Annotated in this window: 17 protein-coding genes; 15 read left to right on the forward strand and 2 right to left on the reverse strand. The window is 71.2% G+C overall.

Going from position 1 to position 23737, the window contains the following annotated elements; all coding sequences use genetic code 11:
- Positions 1 to 2 precede the first annotated feature (2 nt).
- The 11 genes from EV659_RS11780 (at position 3) to ftsZ (ending at position 14579) form a co-directional block, all read left to right on the forward strand.
- Complete coding sequence (locus EV659_RS11780) at positions 3 to 1475, forward strand: UDP-N-acetylmuramoyl-L-alanyl-D-glutamate--2,6-diaminopimelate ligase (RefSeq protein WP_132709089.1); 1473 nt, start codon at positions 3 to 5, stop codon at positions 1473 to 1475.
- Entirely contained in the window at positions 1472 to 2929 is a 1458-nt protein-coding gene (locus EV659_RS11785; protein WP_132709090.1) for a UDP-N-acetylmuramoyl-tripeptide--D-alanyl-D-alanine ligase, read from the forward strand. The genes EV659_RS11780 and EV659_RS11785 overlap by 4 nt, the downstream gene beginning before the upstream one ends.
- Before the next feature lie 12 nt (positions 2930 to 2941).
- A complete protein-coding gene (mraY, locus tag EV659_RS11790; RefSeq protein ID WP_132709091.1) occupies positions 2942 to 4018 on the forward strand; it encodes a phospho-N-acetylmuramoyl-pentapeptide-transferase in 1077 nt (358 codons plus the stop codon).
- A 4-nt stretch (positions 4019 to 4022) separates the two neighbouring features.
- Positions 4023 to 5432 (forward strand): UDP-N-acetylmuramoyl-L-alanine--D-glutamate ligase, encoded by a 1410-nt coding sequence (gene murD / locus EV659_RS11795; RefSeq protein WP_132709092.1) that lies wholly within the window; start codon positions 4023 to 4025, stop codon positions 5430 to 5432.
- Complete coding sequence (locus tag EV659_RS11800; protein ID WP_132709093.1) at positions 5429 to 6568, forward strand: peptidoglycan glycosyltransferase FtsW; 1140 nt, start codon at positions 5429 to 5431, stop codon at positions 6566 to 6568. Before murD ends, EV659_RS11800 begins: the two co-directional genes overlap by 4 nt.
- On the forward strand, positions 6565 to 7803 hold the full coding sequence (gene murG, locus EV659_RS11805; protein WP_132709094.1) for an undecaprenyldiphospho-muramoylpentapeptide beta-N-acetylglucosaminyltransferase: 1239 nt from the start codon (positions 6565 to 6567) through the stop codon (positions 7801 to 7803). The genes EV659_RS11800 and murG overlap by 4 nt, the downstream gene beginning before the upstream one ends.
- The gene (gene murC / locus EV659_RS11810; RefSeq protein ID WP_132709095.1) at positions 7800 to 9248 is read left to right on the forward strand and encodes a UDP-N-acetylmuramate--L-alanine ligase; all 1449 of its coding nucleotides are present in this window, start codon (positions 7800 to 7802) and stop codon (positions 9246 to 9248) included. The genes murG and murC overlap by 4 nt, the downstream gene beginning before the upstream one ends.
- Positions 9245 to 10267, forward strand: a complete 1023-nt coding sequence (gene murB, locus EV659_RS11815; protein ID WP_132709096.1) for a UDP-N-acetylmuramate dehydrogenase — start codon at positions 9245 to 9247, stop codon at positions 10265 to 10267. Before murC ends, murB begins: the two co-directional genes overlap by 4 nt.
- Positions 10264 to 11091, forward strand: a complete 828-nt coding sequence (locus EV659_RS11820) for a cell division protein FtsQ/DivIB (RefSeq protein ID WP_132709097.1) — start codon at positions 10264 to 10266, stop codon at positions 11089 to 11091. The genes murB and EV659_RS11820 overlap by 4 nt, the downstream gene beginning before the upstream one ends.
- Positions 11092 to 11096: 5 nt before the next feature.
- The gene (ftsA, locus tag EV659_RS11825; protein ID WP_132709098.1) at positions 11097 to 12356 is read left to right on the forward strand and encodes a cell division protein FtsA; all 1260 of its coding nucleotides are present in this window, start codon (positions 11097 to 11099) and stop codon (positions 12354 to 12356) included.
- Between the two features lie 63 nt (positions 12357 to 12419).
- On the forward strand, positions 12420 to 14579 hold the full coding sequence (gene ftsZ, locus EV659_RS11830) for a cell division protein FtsZ (protein ID WP_132709099.1): 2160 nt from the start codon (positions 12420 to 12422) through the stop codon (positions 14577 to 14579).
- A gap of 111 nt (positions 14580 to 14690) precedes the next feature.
- Here ftsZ and EV659_RS11835 read toward each other — a convergent pair whose 3' ends face one another.
- On the reverse strand, positions 14691 to 15191 hold the full coding sequence (locus EV659_RS11835) for a helix-turn-helix domain-containing protein (protein WP_132709100.1): 501 nt from the start codon (positions 15189 to 15191) through the stop codon (positions 14691 to 14693).
- A 251-nt stretch (positions 15192 to 15442) separates the two neighbouring features.
- Here EV659_RS11835 and EV659_RS11840 point away from each other — a divergent pair, with 251 nt between their 5' ends.
- The 4 genes from EV659_RS11840 to EV659_RS14725 all read left to right on the forward strand — a co-directional run bounded on the left by EV659_RS11840 (position 15443) and on the right by EV659_RS14725 (position 20851).
- Positions 15443 to 16243: an outer membrane protein assembly factor BamD gene (locus tag EV659_RS11840; protein ID WP_184409822.1), complete on the forward strand. Its 801-nt coding sequence runs from the start codon at positions 15443 to 15445 to the stop codon at positions 16241 to 16243.
- Between the two features lie 42 nt (positions 16244 to 16285).
- On the forward strand, positions 16286 to 17950 hold the full coding sequence (gene recN / locus EV659_RS11845; protein ID WP_132709102.1) for a DNA repair protein RecN: 1665 nt from the start codon (positions 16286 to 16288) through the stop codon (positions 17948 to 17950).
- 171 nt (positions 17951 to 18121) lie between these two features.
- Positions 18122 to 20230, forward strand: coding sequence for an NAD-dependent DNA ligase LigA (ligA, locus tag EV659_RS11850; RefSeq protein ID WP_132709103.1), 2109 nt, complete (start codon positions 18122 to 18124; stop codon positions 20228 to 20230).
- Positions 20231 to 20686: 456 nt separating this feature from the next.
- Positions 20687 to 20851, forward strand: coding sequence for a hypothetical protein (locus EV659_RS14725; protein ID WP_165878872.1), 165 nt, complete (start codon positions 20687 to 20689; stop codon positions 20849 to 20851).
- An 84-nt stretch (positions 20852 to 20935) separates the two neighbouring features.
- On the opposite strand, the gene EV659_RS11855 is transcribed toward EV659_RS14725, so the two are convergent.
- A complete protein-coding gene (locus EV659_RS11855) occupies positions 20936 to 23584 on the reverse strand; it encodes a valine--tRNA ligase (RefSeq protein ID WP_132709104.1) in 2649 nt (882 codons plus the stop codon).
- Positions 23585 to 23737 lie beyond the last annotated feature (153 nt).

Consider the following 23737-nt stretch of genomic DNA (forward strand, 5'->3'; position numbering starts at 1 on the left):
CCATGCGCCTATCCGACCTGATCGGCACCCAAGGCACCGTCACCGGCGTGGAGATCGCCGGCTTGACCGCCGACAGCCGCGCGGTCGAGCCCGGCTGGCTGTTCGCCGCCCTGCCCGGCGCCCATGCCGACGGCCGCGCCTTCATCGCCGACGCCCTGGCCCGTGGCGCCGCAGCACTTCTGGTGCCCGCCGGCAGCGCGCTCGACCGGTGGGGGATCGACCGCAGCCCTGTGCCGGTGATCGAAGACCCGCACCCGCGCCGGCGCTACGCCCAACTGGCGGCGCGCTTCTGGGGCCGCCAACCGGCCACCGCGGTGGCGGTCACCGGCACCAACGGCAAGACCTCGGTGGTCCGCTTCGTGCGCCAGATCTGGCGCGCAGCCGGGCTGTCGGGGGCCGCCGTCGGTACCCTCGGCGTCGACAGCGACCCGATCCAAAGCCCCGGCGGCCTGACCACGCCCGACCCCGCCCATCTGCACAAGGTGCTGGCGCACCTGGCCGACGCCGGCGTCACCCATGTGGCGTTCGAGGCGTCGTCGCACGGGCTCGACCAGGCGCGGCTCGACGGCGTGCGGCTGGCCGCCGGCGGCTTCACCCACATCAGCCAGGACCATCTGGACTATCACGGCACCATGGAGGCGTATTTCTTCGCCAAGGCGCGGCTGTTCGGCGAACTGCTGGAGCCCGGCAGCGCCGCCGTGGTCAATATCGATACGCCCGGCGGCCGGTCGATGGAGGACCTGGCCTGGGGTCACGGTCTCAAGCGGCTGAGCGTCGGGCGCGACCCGGCCGCGCACCTGCGCCTGGTCGCCGCCGAGCCGGGCGCCACCGGCCAGCGCCTGAGCCTGACCTTCGACGGCGCGCCCTACCGGGTCGACCTGCCGCTGGTGGGGCTGTTCCAGGCCGAAAACGCGATCCTCGCCGCCGGCCTGGCGATCGCCGCCGGGCTGCCCGCCGACACCGCCCTCGGCACGCTCGCCCACCTCACCGGCGTGCCGGGGCGCATGGAACTGGTCGGCCGGGCGGCTTCGGGCGCGCCGGTCTATGTGGACTATGCCCACACCGACGGCGGCCTGGAGACCGTGCTGGCGCAGACGCGCCCACATGTGCGCGGCCGGCTGACGGTGGTGTTCGGCGCCGGCGGCGACCGCGACCGCACCAAGCGCCCGGCCATGGGCCGCGCCGCCGCGCGCCACGCCGACCGGGTGATCGTCACCGACGACAATCCGCGCGGCGAAGACCCCGCCGAGATCCGCGCCGAAATCCGCGAAGGCTGCCCCGAGGCCGAGGCGATCGGCGACCGCGCCGCCGCGATCGCCGCCGCGATCGCGGGCTTGGGCCCCGACGACGCCCTGATCATTGCCGGAAAGGGCCACGAAACCGGCCAGATCGTGGGCGACACGGTGCTGCCGTTCAACGACCGCGAGGTGGCCCAAGCCCATCTGAGCGATCCGGCCTCGGAGACCCTGTCATGACCACAGCCCCCGACCAACGCGCCTTGTGGACCACCGGCGCCATCGCCGCCGCCGTCGCCGGCCGGACCACCGCCGACCTGGCGGTGACCGGGGTCGCCATCGACAGCCGCGAAGTGGTGCCGGGCGACCTGTTCGTCGCCCTGGCCGGCCGCACGAGCGACGGCCACGCCCACGCCGCCCGGGCGCTGCGCGCCGGGGCCGCCGCCGCCCTGGTGCACCGGCCCTGCCCCGGGCTCGCCATCGACGACCGCCGGCTGGTGCACTGCGCCGACACCCACGCCGCCCTGGTGGCGCTGGGGGCCGCGGCGCGCGACCGGTCGCCCGCCCGACGGGTCGGGATCACCGGCAGCGCCGGCAAGACCGGCACCGTGCGCGCGCTGGCCACCGCCGTCGCCGCCATGGCGCGCCCCCATGCCAGCGTGCGCAGCTTCAACAATCATGTGGGCGTGCCGCTGTCGCTGGCGCGCATGGGCGCGACGGCCGATGTGGGCGTGTTCGAGATCGGCATGAATGCCCCCGGCGAGATCGCCGCCCTGGCCGACCAGGTGCGCCCCCATGTGGGCATCGTCACCTCGGTCGGCGCGGCGCATCTGGGCGCGTTTCCGAACGAAGCCGCGATCGCGGACGAAAAGGGCGCGCTGTTCCGGCACCTGGCGCCCGGCGGCACCGCCATCGTCAATCTGGACGCCGGCCACGCCGACCGGCTGATCGCCATCGCCCGCGAAGCCGGCGTCGGGCGCATCGTCACCGTGTCGCTTGACGACCCGACGGCCGACGTGCATGGGCTGCGGGCCGACCTGCGCGCCGACGGCACCCGGCTGGCGGTGGCCATCGGCGGCCGGCATCTGGCGCTCAAGGTGGCGACGCCGGGCCGCGCCCTGGCCGGCAACGCGCTCGCCGTCCTGGCGGCGGCCGAGGCCTTGGGGCTCGACCCGGCGATGGCCGGGCTGGCGCTCGCCCGGCTGACCGCGGGCCCCGGGCGTGGGCGCCTGGTGACCATCCCGGTTGCCGGCGGTACCGCGACCCTGATCGACGAAAGCTACAACGCCAACCCGCTGAGCATGGAAGCCGCCCTGGCCACCCTGGGCCGCCGGGCACCGGCGGCGGGCGGCCGGCGTGTGACGGTGTTGGGCGACATGGCCGAACTGGGCGACGAGGCCGCGGCGCGCCACCGGGCGCTGAGCGGCGCGCTCAAGGGCGCCCGGGTCGCCGAGGTGATCGCCTTCGGGCCGCTGTCGGCGCTGATGGGCCGGGCGGCGGGCCTGCCGGTTCTGGAACTGGCCGAGCCGGCGGCCGCCGCCGAGGCGGTGCGCGCGCGCCTGGCGCCCGGCGACGTGGTGATGGTCAAGGGATCGAATGCGGGCGGCTTGGGCGCCCTGGTCGAGGCGCTGACCCGCCCCGGCCGGGTGCAGTCCCTGGCCGGCTTCTGGGCCGTGGACGAACGGGCGGCATAACGGTGAGGGTCTATGCTTTATAATTTTCTGGTGCCGCTGGCCGACGAGTTTCAGGTCTTCAACCTGTTCCGGTACTTGACGTTTCGTACCGGCGGCGCGGTGCTGACCGCTTTGTTGGTGTGTTTCCTGGTTGGCCCGCCCCTGATCCGCTGGCTGCGCGCCAAGCAGAAGAAGGGCCAACCGATCCGCGAGGACGGCCCGGCCGGCCACATCGTCGCCAAGGCCGGCACGCCGACCATGGGCGGGTTCATGATCCTGGCCGGGCTGTCGACGGCGACCCTGTTGTGGGCCGACCTCACCAACCCGTTCGTCTGGGTGTGCCTGGGCGTCACCGCCAGCTTCGGCCTGATCGGCTTCTTCGACGACTATCTCAAGGTCACCAAGGCGTCGCCCAAGGGCGTGCCGGGCCGGTGGAAGTTCGCCCTTGAATGCCTGATCGCCGGCGTCGCGGGCTATGTGGTGCTGTCGATCCAGGGCGGCGGGCTGGCGGTGCCGTTCGTCAACGACATCGTCGCCGACCTGGGGGTGTTCTTCGTCGCCTTCGCCATCGTCGTGGTGGTCGGCACCGGCAACGCGGTCAATCTGACCGACGGGCTCGACGGGCTGGCGATCATGCCGGTGATCATCGCCGCCGCCGCCTTCGCGCTGATCGCCTATCTGGTCGGCAACACGGTCTATGCCGACTATCTTCAGGTGCCCTATGTGCCCGGCTCGGGCGAGCTGGCGGTGTTCTGCGGCGCGCTGATCGGCGCCGGGCTCGGCTTCCTGTGGTTCAATGCGCCGCCGGCCATGGTGTTCATGGGCGACACCGGCAGCCTGGCACTGGGCGGCGCCTTGGGCGCGGTCGCCGTGGTCACCAAGCACGAGATCGTGCTGGCGATCATCGGCGGCATCTTCGTGCTGGAGACCATCTCGGTGATGGTCCAGGTGGCGTCGTTCAAGCTGTTCGGCCGGCGGGTGTTCCGCATGGCGCCCCTGCACCACCATTTCGAACATCTGGGCTGGGCGGAATCGACCATCGTGATCCGGTTCTGGATCATCGCGCTGGTGCTGGCGCTGGTCGGCCTGTCCACGTTGAAGCTGCGCTAGGGCGATGATCCCGGTCCCCGCATATCACCGACGCCGCATCGCGGTCTTCGGCCTGGCCCGCACCGGCCTGGCCAGTTGCCGTGCGCTCGAAGCGTCGGGCGCGACCGTGCTGGCGTGGGACGACAATGCCGACCGCCGGGCGCCGGTGACCGACCTGGCCTGCGGCCTCTACAGCGTCGACTTCGCCACCATCGACGCCTTGTTGCTGGCGCCGGGCGTGCCGCTGACCCACCCCGCGCCGCACCCGCTGGTAACCCGCGCCGCGGCCGCCGGCTGCCCGATCCTGGGCGATGTGGAACTGTTCGAGACGGCGCGGCCACACCTGCCGGCGCACCAACTGGTGGCGATCACCGGCACCAACGGCAAGTCCACCTCCACAGCGCTCATGGCCCATGTGGCGGCCGCCGCCGGCCGGCCGTCGGTGGCGGCGGGCAATATCGGCGTGCCGGTGCTCAGCCTCAACCCGCTCGACGCCGGCGGCGTCTATGTGCTGGAGACCTCGTCGTTCCAGATCGACCTGACCCACAGCCTGCGGGCCGATGTGGCGATCCTGCTCAACATCACCCCCGACCATCTGGACCGCCACGGCTCCATGGCCGGCTATGTGGGCGCCAAGGAACGGCTGTTCGAGATGCAGACGCCCGACGCCACGGCGGTGATCGGCGTCGACGACGCGCCGGGCCGAAGCCTTGCCGCGCGCTGCCGGCAACGGGTGGTGCCGGTGTCGGTGACCGGCGCGGTCGACGGCGGCGTCTATGTGACCGAGACCGGCACCCTGATCGACGCCGTCGACGGCGCGGCGCGCCCGGTCGCCGAGCTTGCCGGTCTGGCGGCACTTGCCGGGCGCCACAACTGGCAGAACGCCGCTGCGGTCTACGCCGCCGGGCGGGCGCTGGGGCTGGCTGCCGACGCCATCGTGCGCGGGCTTGAGGGCTTTACCGGCCTCGCCCACCGCATGGAGCCGGTGGCGACCCGGGCCGAGGTGTTGTTCGTCAACGACAGCAAGGCCACCAACCCTGACGCCGCGACGCGCGCGCTCACCGCCTTCGAACGGGTCCACTGGATCGCCGGCGGCCGGGCCAAGGACCCGCACTTCGCGCTGCTGCGCGATGGCGCGGGCCGCGACGCGTTGCGCCATGTGGTGCACGCCTATCTGATCGGCGAGGCCGCCGGCGACCTGGCCCAAGCGCTCGGCAGCCAAGTCGAGCACAGCCGCCACGCCGGGATGGCCCAAGCGGTCGCCGCCGCCGCCGCCCGGGCCCGGCCCGGCGAGGTGGTGCTGTTGTCGCCGGCCTGCGCGTCGTTCGACGCCTATGCCGACTTCGAGGCCCGGGGCGAGGCGTTCCGCGCCGCCGTCGCCGGCCTCGACGCCCCGAGCCATCGCTCAGCCAAGCCCGAGGGAGATCGCCCATGAGCGCGCTCGGCCGATCCGACGACAGTGTGCTCGCCCGCTGGTGGTGGACCGTGGACCGCTGGATGCTGGTCATGGTGTTCGCGCTGATGGGGGCGGGATTGATCCTGACCTGGGCGGCGGGGCCGTGGGTGGCGCGCACCATCGGGCTCGAACCCTTGCACTTCGTCAAACGCCAGGGCGTGTTCCTGGTGCTGGCGGCGGTGGTCATGCTGGCGGTGTCGCTGGTCAGCCCGCGCCAGATCCGCCGGGCGGCCTGTGTGCTGTTGCCGGTGTCGCTGTTGTTGATGCTGGTGACGGTGCTGGCCGCGCCCGAGATCAACGGCTCGCAGCGCTGGCTGCCCTTGGGCTCGTTCACCCTGCAACCCTCGGAACTGTTCAAGCCCAGCTTCGTGGTGTTCGCCGGCTGGATGCTGTCGGCCAAGATCGACAACCCCAATTTGCCCAGTTGGCGTGCCGCCGCTGCGGTCTATATCGCCGGCGCAGCGCTGCTGGTGCTGCAACCCGATTTCGGCCAGCTGGTGCTGGTCACTCTGGTGTTCCTGGGCCAGTTGACGCTCGCCGGCCTGCCGTTCCTGTGGATCTCGGCCTTGGCGGTGGCGGGGATCGCCGGGCTCGGGCTGGCCTATCTGACCGTGCCCCATGTGGCCAGCCGCATCGACCGCTTCATCGACCCCAGTTCGGGCGACACCTTGCAGATGGACCGGGCGCTCGAAGCGTTCCGGCGCGGCGGGCTGTTGGGCCAGGGCCCCGGCGAAGGCGAGGTCAAGCGCCACCTGCCCGACGCCCACACCGACTATATCTTCGCCGTCGCGGGCGAGGAGTTCGGCACCCTGGCCGCGCTCGCCCTGCTCGCCGCCTTCGCGGTGATCGTGGTGCGCGCGCTGTCGGACCTGTTGGACGAGGAGGACCCGTTCATCGTCATCGCCGGCGCCGGGCTGGTCATGCTGTTCGGCTTGCAGGCACTGATCAACACCGCGGTCAACCTGGCGCTGCTGCCGCCCAAGGGCATGACCCTGCCGTTCATCTCCTATGGCGGCTCGTCGCTGCTGACGCTGGCATTGACCATGGGCATGGTGCTGGCGCTGACCCGGCGCAACCGCTATCTGACCGCGCCGTTGCGGGAGCGCCGCGCATGACCGACCGCCGCGATCATAACGCCGCCTCGCCGACGGCGCCGAGCGCTTCGGGCGGCCAGGGCACGCCGCGCGGGCCGATCGTGCTGGCGGCCGGCGGCACCGGCGGCCATGTGGTGCCCGCGCTGGCGGTGGGCGAAGCCCTGCACGCGCGCGGCTGGGACGTGCGGCTGATCACCGATGCGCGCGGCAGCGCCCTGCCCGGCGACGCGCGCGCCTGGGGCACCGAGGTGCTGGACGGCGGCCGGATGACCGGCGGCGCGGTGACCAAGGCGCTGGCGACCGTCAAGCTGCTGCGCAACACGGCGCGCGCGCGGGCCTTGTTCAAGCGGCTTGCCCCGGCGCTGGTGATCGGCTTCGGCGGCTATCCCGCCCTGGCCGCGCTGTTGAGCGCCCGGACGCTCAAGATCCCCTATATGATGCACGAACAAAACGCCGTGCTCGGCCGGGTCAACCGGACCATGGCCGGGGGGGCGGCGGCGATCGCGCTCAGCTTCCCCGACACCGCGCGGGTGCCCGCCACGGCCGCAGCGCGCACCGTGACCACCGGGCTGCCGCTGCGCCGCACGGTGCTCGACCACGCCCGCGGCGCAGCGAGCCCCGGCGGCCGGCCCGAGCGCCTGCACCTGCTGGTGGTCGGCGGCAGCCAGGGCGCGCGCATCCTGTCCACGGTGGTGCCCGACGCCATCGCCCGGCTGACCGAGGCCGAGCGCGGCCGGCTGGCGCTGACCCAGCAATGCCGGCCGGAAGACCTGGACCGGGTGGCCGAGCGCTATGCCGGCCTCGGTCTGGCCGAAACGCCGGATCTGGCGCGTTACTTCACCGATCTGCCCGGGCGCATGGCCGGGGCCGACCTGGTGATCGCGCGCGCCGGCGCCTCGACGGTGGCCGAGATCGCCGCCCTCGGCCGGGCGTCGGTGCTGGTGCCCCTGGCGATCGCCACCGACGACCACCAAAGCGCCAACGCCCGCGCCTTGGCCGACGCCGGTGCGGCACAGGTGATGACCGAACGCGCGTTCACGCCCGAGGCGTTGGCCGACCATCTCAAGGCGGTGCTCGCAGCGCCCGAACGGCTGGCCGCCGCCGGGGCTGCGGCGCGCGCGCAGGCGTGCCCCCAGGCCACCGACGCGGTCGCCGACCTGGCGCTGCGCCTGGCGTCCATGGACGGCACGGCGGCGCGCGGCACGACAGCCGGCGACAAACCGGCGCGCGAAGCGGCGAAGGAGAGCGATCAATGAACGGCGTCGACGCCCAGCGCACCCTGCCCTTCGACATCGGCACGGTCCACTTCACCGGCATCGGCGGCATCGGCATGTCGGGCATCGCCGAGGTGATGCACAATCTGGGCTATGCGGTGCAGGGCTCGGACATCAAGGAAAACGCCGTCATCGAGCGGCTGAAGAGCCTGGGCATCGAGGTGTTCATCGGCCAGCGCGCCGAGAATGTGGCGCGCGCCAGCGTGCTGGTGGTGTCGACGGCGATCCGGCCCGACAACCCTGAAGTAGTCGCCGCGCGCGAGGCCAAGCTGCCGGTGGTCCGCCGCGCCGACATGCTGGCCGAGTTGATGCGCCTGAAATGGTGCGTGTCGGTGGGCGGTACCCATGGCAAGACCACCACCACCTCCATGGTGGCGAGCGTGCTGGAGGCCGCCGACTACGACCCCACGGTGATCAATGGCGGCATCATCAATGCCTATGGGACCAACGCGCGGCTCGGCGGCGGCGACTGGATGGTCGTCGAGGCCGACGAGTCCGACGGCAGCTTCCTGCGCCTGCCCGCCACCTTCGCCGTGGTCACCAACATGGACCCCGAACATCTGGACTTCTACGGCGACTTCGACGCCCTGCGCCTGGCGTTTCAGGAATTCGCCGAGCGCGTGCCGTTCTACGGCGCGGCGATCCTGTGCACCGACCATCCCGAAGTGCAGACGCTGTTCGGCCGCATCGCCGACCGTCGGGCCATCGCCTATGGTTTCAACCCCCAGGCCGATGTGCGCGGCGTCAACATGCGCTTCGAGGGCGGCGGTGCCAGCTTCGACGTGGACGTCACCGACCGGGTCGACGGCACGGCGCGATCGCTGACCGGCTTCCGCCTGCCCATGCCCGGGCGCCACAATGTCCAGAACGCGCTCGCCGCCATCGCCGTCGGGCTCGCCATGGGCATCGGCGACGAGCGGCTGCGCGCCGCCTTTCTGGGCTTCAAGGGCGTCAAGCGGCGCTTCACCCATGTGGGCACCGGTGCCGGGCGCGTGGTCATCGACGATTACGGCCACCACCCGGTGGAAATCTCGGCGGTGCTGGCCGCCGCGCGCCAGGCTTATGAGGGCCGCGTGGTCGCGGTGGTCCAGCCGCACCGCTACAGCCGCCTGGCCGCGCTGTTCGATGACTTCTGCACCTGCTTCAACAATGCCGACCATGTGATCGTCGCGCCGGTGTTCGCCGCCGGCGAAACGGCCATGGCAGGCGTGTCGGCCGACACCCTGGCCGCCGGGCTGAAACGCTACGGCCACCGCTCGGTCGCCACCGTGTCCGGCCCCGACGCCCTGGCCGAGGCGGTGCTCAGCGCGTCCGGCCCCGGCGACGTGGTGATCTGCCTGGGCGCCGGCGACATCACCCGCTGGGCGGCCGCCCTGCCCCGGGCGCTCGACGCCCTCGACCCCCATGCGCGCGAGGTGCGGTCATGACCGACCCCCGTCGCAACGCCCAGGCGACCACGCCAGGCCGGGCGCTGATCGCCCGCCTGCCCGCCGTGCGCGGCCGGTTGACCCCGGACGCGCCGCTTCAGGACCTGTGCTGGTTTCGCACCGGCGGCCCCGCCGATGTGCTGTTCGAGCCCGCCGACGCCGCCGACCTGGCCCAGTTCATCCGCCAGTTGGACCGGGACGTGCCGGTCACCGTGCTCGGCCTCGGCTCCAACGTGCTGGTGCGCGACGGCGGCATCGCCGGCGTGGTGGTGAGGCTTGGCGCGCGCTTCCGCCCGGTGGCGGTCGACGGCTGCCGGGTCGAAGCCGGCGCCGGGGCCTCGGGCATGCAGGTGGCCACGGCGGCGCGCACCGCCGGCCTCGCGGGCTTCGAGTTCCTGCGCGGCGTGCCGGGCACGGTGGGCGGTGCGGTCGCCATGAACGCCGGCGCCTATGGCCAGGACACCAGCGACGTGCTGGTCGAGGTTCAGGGCGTGACCCCCGAGGGGCACCTGGTGCGCCGGGCCAAGGCCGAGATCGGCTTCGGCTATCGCCAGGCGCCGGGCGCCGCCGACCTGATCGTCACCGCCGCCGTGTTCGAAGGCCGGGCGGACGATCCCGGCGCGATCCAGGACCGCATGGACCGCATCGCCGCCGAGCGCGAGGCCAGCCAGCCGCTGCGCACCCGCACCACCGGCTCGACGTTCAAGAACCCGCCGGGCGACCGCCGCGCCTGGGAATTGATCGACCGCGCCGGCTGTCGCGGCCTGACCCGCGGCCACGCCCAGGTGTCGGAAAAGCACTGCAACTTCCTGATCAACCGCGAAAGCCGCGCCAGCGCCGCCGACCTCGAAGCGCTCGGCGAGGAGGTGCGCCGCCGGGTCGCCGAAACCTTCGGCGTCACCCTGGACTGGGAGATCCGCCGCCTGGGCCGCCCGGCCCCGGCCGTTCCGCCCGCGCACGCCCCGGACAACGGCCCTGGCAGCGACCCTGACACCGACCAAAGGGGAGACCGACCATGAGCCTGCGTTTGACCCTGCCCCGCTTCGACCGCCTGTCCCGCTTCGACCGTGTGGGGCCGCTGCTGCGGCCGGCGGCACGCGCCGGCCTGCTGGCCCTGGCGGTCGCCGTGGTGCTGGTGCCCGACTGGCCGTCGGTGGCCGAGCGCACGCGCGCCGGCGTCGCCGGCTGGATCGGTGCCCAGGCGGCCGAGGCCGACCCCGCGCGGGTCTATGTGAGCGGCGCGGCGCGCACCGACCTCGACGCCCTGGCGCAAGCGATCACCGCGCTCGGCCCCGATGCCACGCCGCAGGCGGTGCGCGACCGCGTCGAGGCCATGGCCTGGGTCGAGACCGCCCATGTGCGCCGCCACGCGCTCGGCCCCTGGCACATCCGGCTGGAGGAGCGCGAGCCGTTCGCCCGCTGGCAGAGCGACGGCGCGCTGTGGGTAGTGGACCGCAGCGGTCACAAGATCACCGCCCAGCGGCTGCACCGGTTCACCGACCTGCCGCTGTTGAGCGGCCCGGGCGCACCGCAGGCGGCGCCGGCGATGCTCGCCCTGCTCGACCGGGCGCCCGACCTGGCCGACCGGGTCCATGCGCTGATCCGCATGGGCGACCGGCGCTGGGACGTGCGCTTCGACAGCGGCATCACCCTGGCCCTGCCGGAGCCCGACGCCGCCTACGGTCCGGCCGCGGCGTGGGACGAATTCGTGTCGCTGGCGCGCGCGCATCGCCTGCTCGACCGGGAGATCCTGGTGGTCGACATGCGCCTACCCGAGCGGCTCACCCTGCAACTCACCAACCGTGGCAAGGCCATGGTGCACGCCGAAAAGCGGAGGTCCTGACACTCATGACGCCACCGCGCGATCGCCTGTTGGCTGCCCTCGACGTGGGCTCAAGCAAGGTCTGCTGCCTGATCGGTCGGGTCGGCAATGACGGCCTGCTGCACCTGTCGGGCATGGGCCATCGCAAGAGCAACGGGCTCAAGCACGGCGCGGTCGCCGACCGCGACGCCACCCAGCGCGCGCTGTCGGCCACCGTCGACCTGGCCGAGCGCTCGGCCGGCGAGACCATCACCGATGTGCTGGTGTCGATCAGCGCCGGCGAACTCTATTCGCAAGTGACCGAACAGTCGGTGAACCTGCGCGAGGCGCCGATCCACCGCGACGATGTGGACGCGGTCCTGGGTGCGGCCGCGCGCGCCCGGCCCGCCGACGACAATGTGACCGTCCACGCCTTCCCCGCCGCCTATGCGCTCGACGGCCGCTACCAGGTCAAGGCGCCCATGGGCATGTACGGCCGCCACCTGGGCGTCGCCCTGCACACGGTCAAGGCGCCCGCCGGCCCGGCGCGCAACCTGGAGACCTGCGTGCGCGGCGCGCACCTGCAATTCGACCGCTTCGTCGCCGCGCCCTATGCCGCCGGCTTCGCCACGCTGGTCGAAGAAGAACGCGCCATCGGCACCGCCTGCGTCGACATCGGCGCCGGCACCACCGACATCTCGCTGTGGGCCGAAGGCGCCATGGTGCACCTGGACGTGATCCCCATGGGCGGCGACACGCTGACCGAGGCGATCGCGCGCGAGTTGGTGACCCCGCTCGACCATGCCGAGCGGCTCAAGACGCTCTATGGCGCCGCCTCGGTGGCGCTGTGCAGCGACCGCGAGCATGTGGACGTGGTCCGCCTGGGCCGCGACGACCTGGACGGCAACACCGAACGGCTGCCGCGCCAGGTGCTCGCCAACATTCTGATCCCCGAGCTCGAAGCGTTGTTCGAGCAGGTGCGCCAGAGGCTCCAGGCCTCCGGCTTCGACGGCGTGGCGGGCCGTCAGGTGGTGCTCACAGGCGGCACCGCCCAGCTTCAAGGCATCGAGGACATGGCCGCCACCATCCTCGACAAACAGGTTCGCATCGGCCAGCCCCGGCGGGTGGCCGGCTTGCCATCGGCGGCCCAGAACCCGGCCTTCGCCACCGCCGTGGGCGTGCTTCTGCACGCCATCGAGGCGCCCGACGACCTGCCCGACACCGCCTTCGCCCAGCAATTGACCACCAGGCCGGTGGGCGGCGGCGGCATGAGCGCCATGTGGCGCTGGGTGAAAGAGCATTTCTAAGACCCGAGTAATGACCGCGTAGAGCAGAGCAAAGACCAGGAAATCCCGATCAGGAGATCACTCATGTCGATCGAATTGACCAACCCAGAACTCACAGAATTGCAGCCCCGGATTACCGTGCTCGGCGTCGGCGGCGCCGGCGGTAACGCGGTCAACAACATGATCAAATCCGGGCTTCAGGGCGTTGAATTCCTCGTCGCCAACACCGACGCCCAGGCGCTGGCCCACTCGCTGTCCGACAACCGCATCCAGTTGGGCGCCGACCTGACCCAGGGGCTCGGCGCCGGCTCGAAGCCGAAGAGCGGCCAGGCGGCGGCCGAGGAATCGCTCGACCTGGTCAAGGAGCGCCTGCAAGGCTCGCACATGCTGTTCATCACCGCCGGCATGGGCGGCGGCACCGGCACCGGGGCGGCGCCGGTGATCGCCCGGGCGGCGCGCGACATGAGCATCCTGACCGTCGGCGTGGTCACCAAGCCGTTCCAGTTCGAGGGCTCGCGCCGCATGCGCGCCGCCGACGAGGGGCTGGAGGAACTGCAGGAGGCCGTCGACACGCTGATCATCATCCCGAACCAGAACCTGTTCCGGGTGGCGACCGAAAAGACCACCTTCGCCGACGCCTTCGCGATCGCCGACGAGGTGCTGCACTCGGGCGTGCGCGGCATCACCGACCTGATGGTCATGCCCGGCCTGATCAATCTGGACTTCGCCGACGTCAAGACGGTGATGAGCGAGATGGGCAAGGCGATGATGGGCACCGGCGAGGCCGAGGGCGAAAACCGCGCCGAGGAAGCCGCCGAGGCCGCGGTCTCCAACCCGCTGCTCGACGAGGTGTCGCTGCGCGGCGCCCGCGGCGTGCTGGTCAACATCACCGGCGGGCTCGACCTGACGCTGTTCGAGGTCGACCAGGCCGCCAACCAGATCCGCGACCTGGTGGACTCGGAAGCCAACATCATCGTCGGCTCGGCGTTCAATGAATCGCTCAACGGCCAGATGCGCGTCTCGGTGGTCGCCACCGGCATCGACGCCGAGGCCCAGGAACAGGCGCAACCGTCCAATAACGGTGAAGGCGCCAGCGTGGTCAGCCTGCACCGCACGCCCGGCGGCTGGGCCACCGGCCCCGGTGCGCGCCCCGGTGCCCGGCCTGCGGCCACCGCCACGCCGCGCCCGGCAGCGCCGGCCGAGCCCGAACGCCCCGGCGCGCCGGCCCATAACAATCTGAGCGCCCGCCCCGAGCGCGGCTTCGGCCCGGCCCGCCGGGCGGCGGAAACCGGCGCAGCGGCGGCCAGCCTGGCGCGCAGCCTGGACTATGGCGTCGCCGAACCCGCCGCCTCGACCCAGCCTCAGGCCGCGCCCAACCAGAGCGAGCCCGCCCAAGCCCAGACCGCCCCATCGCAGACCGAGCGGGCGCAAATGGACCAGGGCGAGCCCACCCGCACCGCGCGCACCCAAGCCGAGCACCCGGCCGCGCCCAAGGCCGAGCCGGTTCAGCGCCAGGCCCGCTCCTACGCCCAGCCGCCGCTGGACGGCGAGCCCAGCGCCGCCGAAGCGCCGGCGCCGCGGCCCAGCGCGCCGAGCGCGGACACGGCCGCCCCGACCATGCCGCGCCGCGAGGCCGAGGCGCACCCGGTCGACGCGCCCAAAGGGCCCCGGGACGGGCACCGCGACGACCAGCCCCTGACCCTCGACGATCTGGCCGACGACGGCGACTTCGACGAGGACGAGGACGCGCTGAGCGACGAGGAAGAGGCCGAACTGCTGCCGAGCATGGAAGCGCCGCTGTCCCACGACCGGGACGATGTGTTCATCCCCGGCCCGACCCGGCGGCCCAAGCCCAAGGCGGCACCGGACGCCCCGGCGGCCTCGACCGCCCCGATGACCCCGGCGGCGCCGACCGCTGCTGACGCGCCGCGCACCGCCGGCTATGGCGAGCGCCCGGCACCGCGTCCGCGCCAGCCCGAAGCCGCTGAGCGCCCGGCCGAACCGGCGCCGCGCCGCGAAGGCAAGGGAATGCCGCTGTTCCAGAAACTGTCGCGCGGCTTCGGCGGCGGCCGCAACAACCAGGCCCGCGAGGACGCCCAGCGCAAGCAACGCGGCGGCCAGCAAAACGACCGCATGCCGCGTATGCTGCACGGCGTGACCGCCGAGGACCGCGCCGCCCCGGAACCCGAGATGGACGAGCAATTCGAAATCCCGGCGTTCCTGAAGCGCCAGACCAACCAATAAGGCGCTGTAAGCGACAAAAGCACACGGCCGCCGGGCTGACCCCGGCGGCCGTTCTTATGTCCAGAGGGTTTTGCCGGCCAAGGCCCGACGCCCGGCGCGCCGGGCGGGCGTTTACCCCCCGGTCTGATCCCCTTGGTCGTCGGTCTGGTCCGCTTGGTCGGTATGGCCCCGCTGCTCGGGGGGCCAGGTCTGCGACAGGGCGCGGATCAATTGGGTCAGGTTTTCGCGCACCCGGTCGTTCGCGACCGCATCGCAGGCGCGCGCCAGGGCCAGGGCATCGCGCGACACCGGCGGGGCCGGCGGTTCGGCCGCGCCGACGAAATAGTCGAAGAAATAGTCGGGCGTCACGTCGAGGGCGCGGGCGATCGCATACAGTTTGCCCGCACTGACCCTGTTGTTCCCGGTTTCATATTTCTGGACCTGCTGATATGAGATGGCCAGGGCAGCGGACAGGTCTTGTTGGGTCAACCCCAATTCCAACCGGCGTTCGCGGATGCGCGAGCCCACATGCGCATCCATCTGACGCGCCAGGGCGGCCGCCTGTTCGGCACGACGGCGCAAATGAGCGGTGTCGGCGGTGCCAGGGGAAGGCGGTATGGTCGGGTCGGACATGGTCTTGTTCGCCTTTTCGGGCGTCCCTTCGGGTCTGCTGCCCCCTGGACCGGTTCGGCCAGCGGTTCTAGAGGCCGTCCGGAACGCCCCGAAAGCAACCGCATTGCGATAGCGATTCAGAGTATATGACAACCAGAGGTAAGAAAATGGGTTTTTTCCCGATTGACGTTGTTCGCGGCATACGGGTTTTTATTGCCCGGCAGGATCGCGCATTGCGTTTCTTACCGGAACGCCCTTTAAATGGGGCTTGGTTGGCGCCGGGCAAGGGCCTGCGCACCGTAGCGCTGATCGTCGCCACCGGGGGCGTGGCCGCCTGCGGCGGCAGCGAAAAGGATGTCTATATCTCCGCCGATGTGAACACGCTTTACAATGTGGGCATGGATCACCTGGAGCAGCGCCAATGGACCCAGGCGGTGCGCTTCTTCAACGAGGTCGAGCGCCAGCACCCCTATTCCGCCTGGGCGCGCCGGGCACAATTGATGGGCGCCTATGCCCATTACAAGAAGAACGATTTCGACGAGGCGATCCTGGCCAGCCAGCGCTATCTGTCGCTGCACCCGGGCAGCGAGCAGGCGCCCTATGCCTATTATCTGATCGGGCTCAGCTACTACGAACAGATCGTCGATGTGGGCCGCGACCAGCGGGTCACCGAACAGGCCCGCGATGCCCTCTATGAGGTGATGCAGCGCTACCCCGACAGCGAATACGCCAAGGATGCGCGCGCCAAATACGCCCTCACCCTCGACCAGTTGGCCGGCAAGGAGATGACCGTCGGGCGCTTCTATCAGAACCAGGAACGCCTGATCGCCGCGCTCGGCCGGTTCAAGACCGTGGTCGAACGCTACCCCAACACCAACCATGTGGCCGAAGCCCTGCACCGGATGGTGGAGATCTATTGGGCGCTCGGCGTCACCGAGGAAGCCCAGGCCTATGCCGCCGTGCTCGGCCACAATTTCCCGGACAGCAAGTGGTACCGCTATGCCTATGACGTGGTGAAGGACGACTACACCGCGCCCAGCGAAGGCGGCGGCTTCTTTTCCTGGCTGTTTTGATGGCCCGACGGGTCGGTCGGGCGAACGGGAGGGCGCAAGGCCATGCTGGTCGGCTTGTCGATCCATGACATCGTCCTGATCGACCGTCTGACGCTCGGCTTCGACCGCGGCTTGAGCGTGCTGACCGGCGAGACCGGGGCGGGCAAGTCGATCCTGCTCGACGCGCTGTCGCTGGCCTTGGGCGCGCGCGCCGACAGCGCCCTGGTGCGCCGCGGTGCCAGCCGGGGCGTGGTCGCCGCCGAGTTCGAGCTGGCCGCCGACCATGCCGCCTTCGCGCTGCTCGCCGACACCGTGTCGGTCGAACCGGGCGAGCCGCTGGTGCTGCGCCGCACCGTGCAGGCCGACGGGCGCAGCCGCGCGCACATCAACGACCAGCCGGTGAGCGCCGGGCTGCTGCGCCAAGTGGGCGAGCGGCTGGTGGAAATCCACGGCCAGCACGACGAACGCGGCCTGCTCAACCCCAAGGGCCACCGCACCCTGCTCGACCTGTTCGCCGGCCACGGCGATCTGCTCGACCGGGTGGCGACGGCGCACCGCGACCGACGCGCCGCCGCCGACGCGGTGGCGGCGATCGAGGCCGAATTGGCCGCCGCGCGCGCCGACGAGGATTATCTGCGCCACGCGCTCGACGAGTTGGAGGCCCTGGCCCCCGAACCGGGCGAGGAGGCGCAACTGGCCCTGACCCGCACGACCTTGATGCAGGGCGAGCGGCTGGCCAGCGACCTGGCCGAGTATGCCGGCGAGTTGGAGGCCGACGGCGGCGTCGACGCCACCGTGCGCGGCCTGCTGCGGCGTATGGAACGGCTCGACGAGGCGGCGCGCGCACGCCTCGATCCGGTCATGACCGCGCTCGACCGGGCGGCGATCGAGATGGGCGAGGCGATGGCCGCGCTCGACAGCCTGCGCCACGATCTGGACCACGACCCCGCCGCCCTCGAACGCGCCGAGGAACGCCTGTTCGAGTTGCGCGCCATGGCCCGCAAGCACCAGGTCCAGCCCGACGACCTGGCCGCCCTCAAGGACCGGTTCGCCGAACGCCTGGCCGCCGTCGACCGGGGCGACGCCGACCTGACTGCCGCCCGCGCCGCCCTGGCCGATGCCGACCAGACGCTCGACCGCGCGGTCGGCGACCTGCGCCGGTCGCGCGCCGCCGCAGCCGACGCGCTGGCCACGGCGGTCAACGCCGAACTGCCCGACCTCAAGCTCGACAAGGCGCGCTTCCGGGTCGCGCTGACACCGCTCGACCCCGCGCACTGGTCGGCCGACGGCGGCGACGGCGTCGCCTTCGAAGTGGCCACCAACCCCGGCGCCGACTTCGGCCCGTTGATCAAGATCGCCTCGGGCGGCGAACTCGCGCGCTTCATCCTGGCGCTCAAGGTGTCGCTGGCCCGCCAAAACACCGTCGCCACGCTGGTGTTCGACGAGGTCGATCGCGGCATCGGCGGCGCCACCGCCGACGCGGTGGGCGAGCGGCTGGCCCGGCTGGCGGCGGCCGCCCAGGTGCTGGTGGTCACCCACAGCCCGCAAGTGGCCGCCCGCGGGCGCCAGCACTGGCGGATCGCCAAGCGCACCGACGCCGACAGCACGGCGACCACGGTCGAGGCGCTTGACGACCGGGCCCGGCGCGAAGAAATTGCGCGCATGCTGTCGGGCGCCGAGGTGACCGACGCGGCCCGCCAGGCCGCCGACAGCCTGATGACCCGATAGCCCCGTCCGCCCCGCCTGCCAGCCCTTGGGAGCCCCGCAGCCCATGACCGCCGCCCCCGTCCGCGCCGCCATCCGCGCCACCGGACCGCAGCCCCTGCCCGCCCCCGGCAGCCCTTCTGACCTGGCCGATCGTCTGGCCGATCGTCTGGCCCGCCACCGGGCCGCCCGGCGATGAGCGGGGCCGAGACCAAGGCCGTCGACGCCCTGACCGAGGCCGAGGCCGAAGCCGAACTGGCGCGCCTTGCCCGCACCATCGAAGCCCACGACCGGCGCTATTATCGCGACGACCGGCCGACCGTCTCGGACGCCGACTATGACGCGCTGCGCCAGCGCAACGGCGCCATCGAAGCGCGCTTCCCGCACCTCAAGCGCGCCGACAGCCCCAGCGACCGGGTCGGCATCGGGCCGAGCGACAAGTTCGAGAAGCACCGCCACCGGGTCGCCATGCTGAGCCTGGACAACGCTTTCTCAGACGACGATGTGGCCGAATTCACCACCCGCGTGCGGCGCTTTCTGGGGCTGGGGCCCGACGACGCGTTGACCCTGACCGCCGAGCCCAAGATCGACGGGCTGTCGGCGGCGCTGCGCTACGACCAGGGCCGGCTGAGCGTGGCGGCAACCCGCGGCGACGGCACCGAAGGCGAGGTGATCACCCGCAACGTGCTGGCGATCCCGGCGATCCCCGACCACTTGCCCGACCACATCGCCGGCGGCGTGCCCGACATGTTCGAGGTGCGCGGCGAGATCTATATGCCCAAGAGCGCGTTCCTGGCCCTCAACGAGCGCCGGCAGGCGGCCCACGAAGCGCCCTTCGCCAACCCGCGCAACGCCGCGGCGGGATCGGTGCGGCAGTTGGACCCGGCGGTGACCCGCGCGCGGCCGCTGGCCTTTTTCGCCTATGGCTGGGGCGAGACCAGCCGGCTGCCCGGCGACAGCCAGTGGGCGGTGCTACAAGCACTCGACGCCTGGGGCTTCGCGATCAACCCGTGGACCCGCCGGCTCGACAGCCTCGACGCGCTGATCGAGCATTATCGCGACTTGGAAGCGGCGCGCGCCGGGCTCGACTATGACATCGACGGCGTGGTCTACAAGGTCGACCGGCTGGACCTGCAACAGCGCCTGGGCTTCGTCAGCCGGGCGCCGCGCTGGGCGATCGCGCGCAAGTTTCCCGCCGAAAAGGCGCTGACCCGGCTGACCGGCGTCGACGTGCAGGTGGGCCGCACCGGCGCGCTGACCCCGGTCGCCCGGCTCGACCCGGTCAATGTGGGCGGCGCCATGGTCGCCAACGCCACGCTGCACAACTACGACGAGATCGCCCGGCTCGACGTGCGCATCGGCGACACGGTGGAGATCCAGCGCGCCGGCGACGTGATCCCGCAGGTGCTGCGCGCCCTGCCCGAGCATCGCCCCGCCGACGCCCAAACCATCGCCGTGCCTGACACCTGCCCGCGCTGCGGCAGCGAGGCCCGGCGCGAGGAAGGCGACGTGATCCTGCGCTGTACCGGCGGCCTGGTCTGCCCGGCGCAGCGGATCGAGCGGCTGAAACACTTCGTCAGCCGCGACGCCTTCGACATCGAAGGGCTGGGTAAGAAGCATGTGGACGCCTTCTTCGAGAAGGGCGTGATCGAAAGCCCGGCCGATATCTTCACCCTGGAAGCGCGCAAGGACGAGATCAAGCTGCACCGCTGGGACGGCTGGGGCGCCACCTCGGCGCGCAACCTGTTCGCCGCCATCGAGGCGCGCCGAACCGTGCCCATGGACCGCTTCATCTTTGCCCTCGGCATCCGCCATGTGGGGCTGACCACGGCGCGGCTCCTGGCCCGCAGCTACAACAATTTCGCCCGCTTCCGCGCCGCCATGGAACGCGCCGGCGAGGGCGGTGACGAGGCACGGGCCGAATTGGAGAACCTGGACGGCATCGGCCCGGTGATGGCCAAGGCGATCGTCGATTTCTTCCACGAGCCCCATAACCGCGACGTGGTCGACAAGTTGCAAGCGCAAGTGACCGTCGAGGACGTGGCCGCCCCCGAAGGCGACAGCCCGCTGGCCGGCAAGACCCTGGTGTTCACCGGCTCGATGGAAAAGATGACCCGCTCCGAGGCCAAGGCGCGCGCCGAAGCCTTGGGGGCGAAGGTGGCGGGCTCGGTGTCGTCGAAGACCGATCTGCTGGTCGCCGGGCCGGGCGCCGGCTCCAAACTCAAGAAAGCCCGGGATCTGGGCATCGACACGCTCGACGAAGACGGCTGGCTCGACCTGCTGGCGCGCATCGGCGCAGGCTGAGCCCGGGCGCCAGGCCCGACCGACTCGCGGTGTGGGCGGTCTCAAAAGGCGGGGTGTGGCCCACACCGGCCGCAGCGGCGCCGGGACCCGGGCGAACGCCCAAAACCCCCGATACTCGCCCCCGCTCACCCGGGATGAGACGTCAGGTCGCAGGCTTGCCAGGGGGGCAACGGCGCCAAAAAGCGCGCATTCGAACCATGCCTTAACCGCTTTCGCCGCCGGCCGGCGACCTGGGAACGCGGCCGACCCCAGGGCCAGCCTTGGGGGGCGCCACCGGCGGGCGTCGGAATCTTTTTTTCATGCTTAAAGAACAGGCCGAACCGTTAAAGCCATGCATTCAATGCATAGCTGATACGCATAAACACCCTCTCCTTATGCGCGACCGACTTGCCTACGTGAGCGCTCGAAGGGTCGTAACGACATACCCGATGTCACGATAGCTGAGAGGACACCATCATGACCAACGCCCCCCTGCGCGAGCGCCTGGCCGCCCTGACCGCAAACCGCGACAGCGCCTTTTGGCAGCTCGTCGCCGCCCAAAACGCGCCGACCGCCGAGCTGATCGAGCTGCCGCCGCGCGAGGCGGCCGCCGACCGTATCGCGCTGCGCGAAGCCGCCTGACGATCGGGCTGCTGGCCCACGAAACAAACCGCCCCGCCGGACCCACGCCGGCGGGGCGGTTTTGTTTTCAGTCCCGCTGCCGGCTCAGGCGAGGCGCGCAAGCGCGGCGTCGATGCGCGCCACGGTGGCCTGTTCGTCGACCAGTTTGGCGCGCGCATCCTCCACCACCTCGGGCTTGGCCTTGGCGATGAAGTTCTCGTTGGCCAGCCGACCTTGAAGGCTGCGGATTTCCTTTTCCGCCTTGTCGCGCGCCTTGGCGAGCCGGGCGCGTTCGGCGTCGAAGTCGAGCACGTCTTGCAGCAACAGCGCCACCGTGGCCTCGCCGACCACGATCTGCACCACCCCTTGGGTCGGCAGGCCCGCCACCGGCTCGACGCCGTCGAGACGCGCCAGGCGCAGCACCATCTCGCGGTTACGGTCCAGCCAGCCGGTGGTGGTGGCGTCGAGATCGGCGATCTGCGCCGGCACCCGCGCACCGGCCGGCACGTTCATCTCCGAGCGCGCCGAGCGGATCTCGCCGATCAGCTTGATGATCCAGGCCATTTCGTCGCGCGCCGCGGCGTCGATGGCCTGCGAGCCGACCGTGGGCCATTGGGCCGCGATCAGATCGCTGGCGCGGTCGTCCTTGAGCGCGTGCCACAGTTCCTCGGTGATGAACGGCATGAACGGGTGCAACAGCACCAGGATCTGGTCGAGCGCCCAGCCGGCGACCGCCCGGGTCTCGGCGGCAAGCGCCGTGTCCACGTCGTCGCCCTGCAACAAGGGCTTGATGAACTCCACATACCAGTCGCAGAAGGTGTGCCAGGTGAAGTGATAGATCGCCGAGGCTGCGGCGTCGAAGCGGAACGCGTCGAGCGCCTCGGTCACCGCCGCCACGGTCGCCGCCACTTCCGAGACGATCCAGCGGTTGACGGTCAGCGTGGCCGGCGGCGGTGCCACGGTATCCGACCCGCCGATGCCGTTCATCTGACAGAACCGGCTGGCGTTCCACAGCTTGGTGGAGAAGTTGCGATAGCCCTCGACCCGGCTTTCGGCCAGCTTGATGTCGCGGCCCTGGCTTTCCATGGCGGCCATGGTGAAGCGCAGCGCGTCGGCGCCGAAGCGTTCCACATAGTCCAGCGGGTCGACCACATTGCCCTTGGACTTGGACATTTTCTGCCCCTGGGCGTCGCGCACCAGCGAGGTCACATAGACGGTCTTGAACGGCACCTCGTCCTGGAAATGCAGGCCCATCATCATCATCCGGGCGACCCAGAAGAAGATGATGTCGAAGCCGGTGACCAGCGTCGCGGTGGGATAGTATTTGGCCAGTTCGGGCGTCTCGTCGGGCCAGCCGAGGGTCGAGAACGGCCACAAGGCGGACGAGAACCAGGTGTCGAGCACGTCGTCGTCCTGGGTCAGCACCACGTCCGGGCCGAGCGCGGCGCGCGCCTTGGCATAGGCCTCGGCCTCGTCATGGCCCACGAACACCTGCCCGTCGGGCGCATACCAGGCCGGAATGCGGTGCCCCCACCACAACTGGCGCGAGATGCACCAGGGCTGGATGTTGCGCATCCATTCATAATAGGTCTTGGTCCAGTTCTCGGGCACGAACCGGGTGCGCCCCTCCTCGACCGCGCGGATGGCCGGTTGGGCGAGCGTCTCGGCGTCCACATACCACTGGTCGGTCAGCCACGGCTCGATCACCACGCCCGACCGGTCGCCATAGGGCATCATGACCTTCTTGGCTTCCACCTGGACCAGCCGCCCCGCGGCCTCCATGTCCGCCACCACCGCCTTGCGCGCCGCATAGCGGTCGAGGCCGTGATAGGGCGTGCCGTCAAGGTCGATGCAGGCGTGCGCGTCGAGCACGTTGATCTGCGGCAGATCGTGGCGCTTGCCGACCTCGAAGTCGTTGAAGTCGTGCGCCGGGGTGATCTTGACCGCGCCCGAGCCCTGTTCGGGGTCGGCATGGGTGTCGGCGACGATCGGGATCAGCCGCCCGGTCAGCGGCAGGCGGATCATCTGGCCGATCAGATGCTGGTAGCGCTCGTCCTCGGGGTGAACCGCGACTGCGGTGTCGCCGAGCATGGTCTCGGGCCGGGTGGTGGCGACCACCAGATGCTGCGCGGGGTCGTCGGCCAGGGGATAGCGGAAGTGCCAGAAATGGCCGTCCACCTCCTTGTTTTCCACCTCCAGGTCGGAGATCGCGGTTTGCAGCTTGGGGTCCCAGTTGACCAGCCGCTTGTCGCGATAGATCAGGCCCTGTTCGTAGAGGCGGACGAACACCCGGCGCACCGCGCGGCTCAGCCCGTCGTCCATGGTGAAGCGCGAGCGGTCCCAGTCGGCCGAGGCGCCGAGGCGCTTGAGCTGGCCTTCGATGGTGCCGCCCGACTGTTCCTTCCAGGTCCAGACCCGCTCGACGAAGGCGTCGCGCCCCATGTCGCGGCGCGAGCGGCCCTCGGCGTCCAGTTGGCGTTCGACCACCATCTGGGTGGCGATGCCGGCATGGTCCATGCCCGGCTGCCACAGCACGTCCTTGCCGCGCAGCCGCTCGAACCGGATCAGGATGTCTTGCAGGGAGTTGTTGAGCGCGTGGCCCACATGCAGCGAGCCGGTCACATTGGGCGGCGGGATGACGATCACATAAGGGTCGGCATCGGGGCGCTGGCCGCAGCGGAACGCGCCGCTGGCCTCCCAGTGCCGGAACCATTTCGTTTCAATCTCGCCGGGATCGTAGACTTTACTCAGCATCGCGCCGATTGCATCCTGCTTTGACGGGGCCTGGAAACCCCTGGCGTCTAGCAGGTCTGGCGCGCACGGGGAAGCCCCGGGGCACGCGAAAGCCGGGACCGACGGGCGGCCGGCGGTCGAGAGCGGCCCAGATCAAAACGGATCGAGATCGAT

The organism is Rhodothalassium salexigens DSM 2132 (genome assembly GCF_004341375.1).
GTDB lineage: Bacteria > Pseudomonadota > Alphaproteobacteria > Sphingomonadales > Rhodothalassiaceae > Rhodothalassium > Rhodothalassium salexigens.

Bases quoted from the DNA above. Each gene is read 5' to 3' on its own strand.
- EV659_RS11780 (WP_132709089.1), top strand. From the start codon at position 3: ATGCGCCTATCCGACCTGATCGGCACCCAAGGCACCGTCACCGGCGTG.
- EV659_RS11785 (WP_132709090.1), top strand. From the start codon at position 1,472: ATGACCACAGCCCCCGACCAACGCGCCTTGTGGACCACCGGCGCCATC.
- mraY (WP_132709091.1), top strand. From the start codon at position 2,942: ATGCTTTATAATTTTCTGGTGCCGCTGGCCGACGAGTTTCAGGTCTTC.
- murD (WP_132709092.1), top strand. From the start codon at position 4,023: ATGATCCCGGTCCCCGCATATCACCGACGCCGCATCGCGGTCTTCGGC.
- EV659_RS11800 (WP_132709093.1), top strand. From the start codon at position 5,429: ATGAGCGCGCTCGGCCGATCCGACGACAGTGTGCTCGCCCGCTGGTGG.
- murG (WP_132709094.1), top strand. From the start codon at position 6,565: ATGACCGACCGCCGCGATCATAACGCCGCCTCGCCGACGGCGCCGAGC.
- murC (WP_132709095.1), top strand. From the start codon at position 7,800: ATGAACGGCGTCGACGCCCAGCGCACCCTGCCCTTCGACATCGGCACG.
- murB (WP_132709096.1), top strand. From the start codon at position 9,245: ATGACCGACCCCCGTCGCAACGCCCAGGCGACCACGCCAGGCCGGGCG.
- EV659_RS11820 (WP_132709097.1), top strand. From the start codon at position 10,264: ATGAGCCTGCGTTTGACCCTGCCCCGCTTCGACCGCCTGTCCCGCTTC.
- ftsA (WP_132709098.1), top strand. From the start codon at position 11,097: ATGACGCCACCGCGCGATCGCCTGTTGGCTGCCCTCGACGTGGGCTCA.
- ftsZ (WP_132709099.1), top strand. From the start codon at position 12,420: ATGTCGATCGAATTGACCAACCCAGAACTCACAGAATTGCAGCCCCGG.
- EV659_RS11835 (WP_132709100.1), bottom strand. From the start codon at position 15,191: ATGTCCGACCCGACCATACCGCCTTCCCCTGGCACCGCCGACACCGCT.
- recN (WP_132709102.1), top strand. From the start codon at position 16,286: ATGCTGGTCGGCTTGTCGATCCATGACATCGTCCTGATCGACCGTCTG.
- ligA (WP_132709103.1), top strand. From the start codon at position 18,122: ATGAGCGGGGCCGAGACCAAGGCCGTCGACGCCCTGACCGAGGCCGAG.
- EV659_RS14725 (WP_165878872.1), top strand. From the start codon at position 20,687: ATGACCAACGCCCCCCTGCGCGAGCGCCTGGCCGCCCTGACCGCAAAC.
- EV659_RS11855 (WP_132709104.1), bottom strand. From the start codon at position 23,584: ATGCTGAGTAAAGTCTACGATCCCGGCGAGATTGAAACGAAATGGTTC.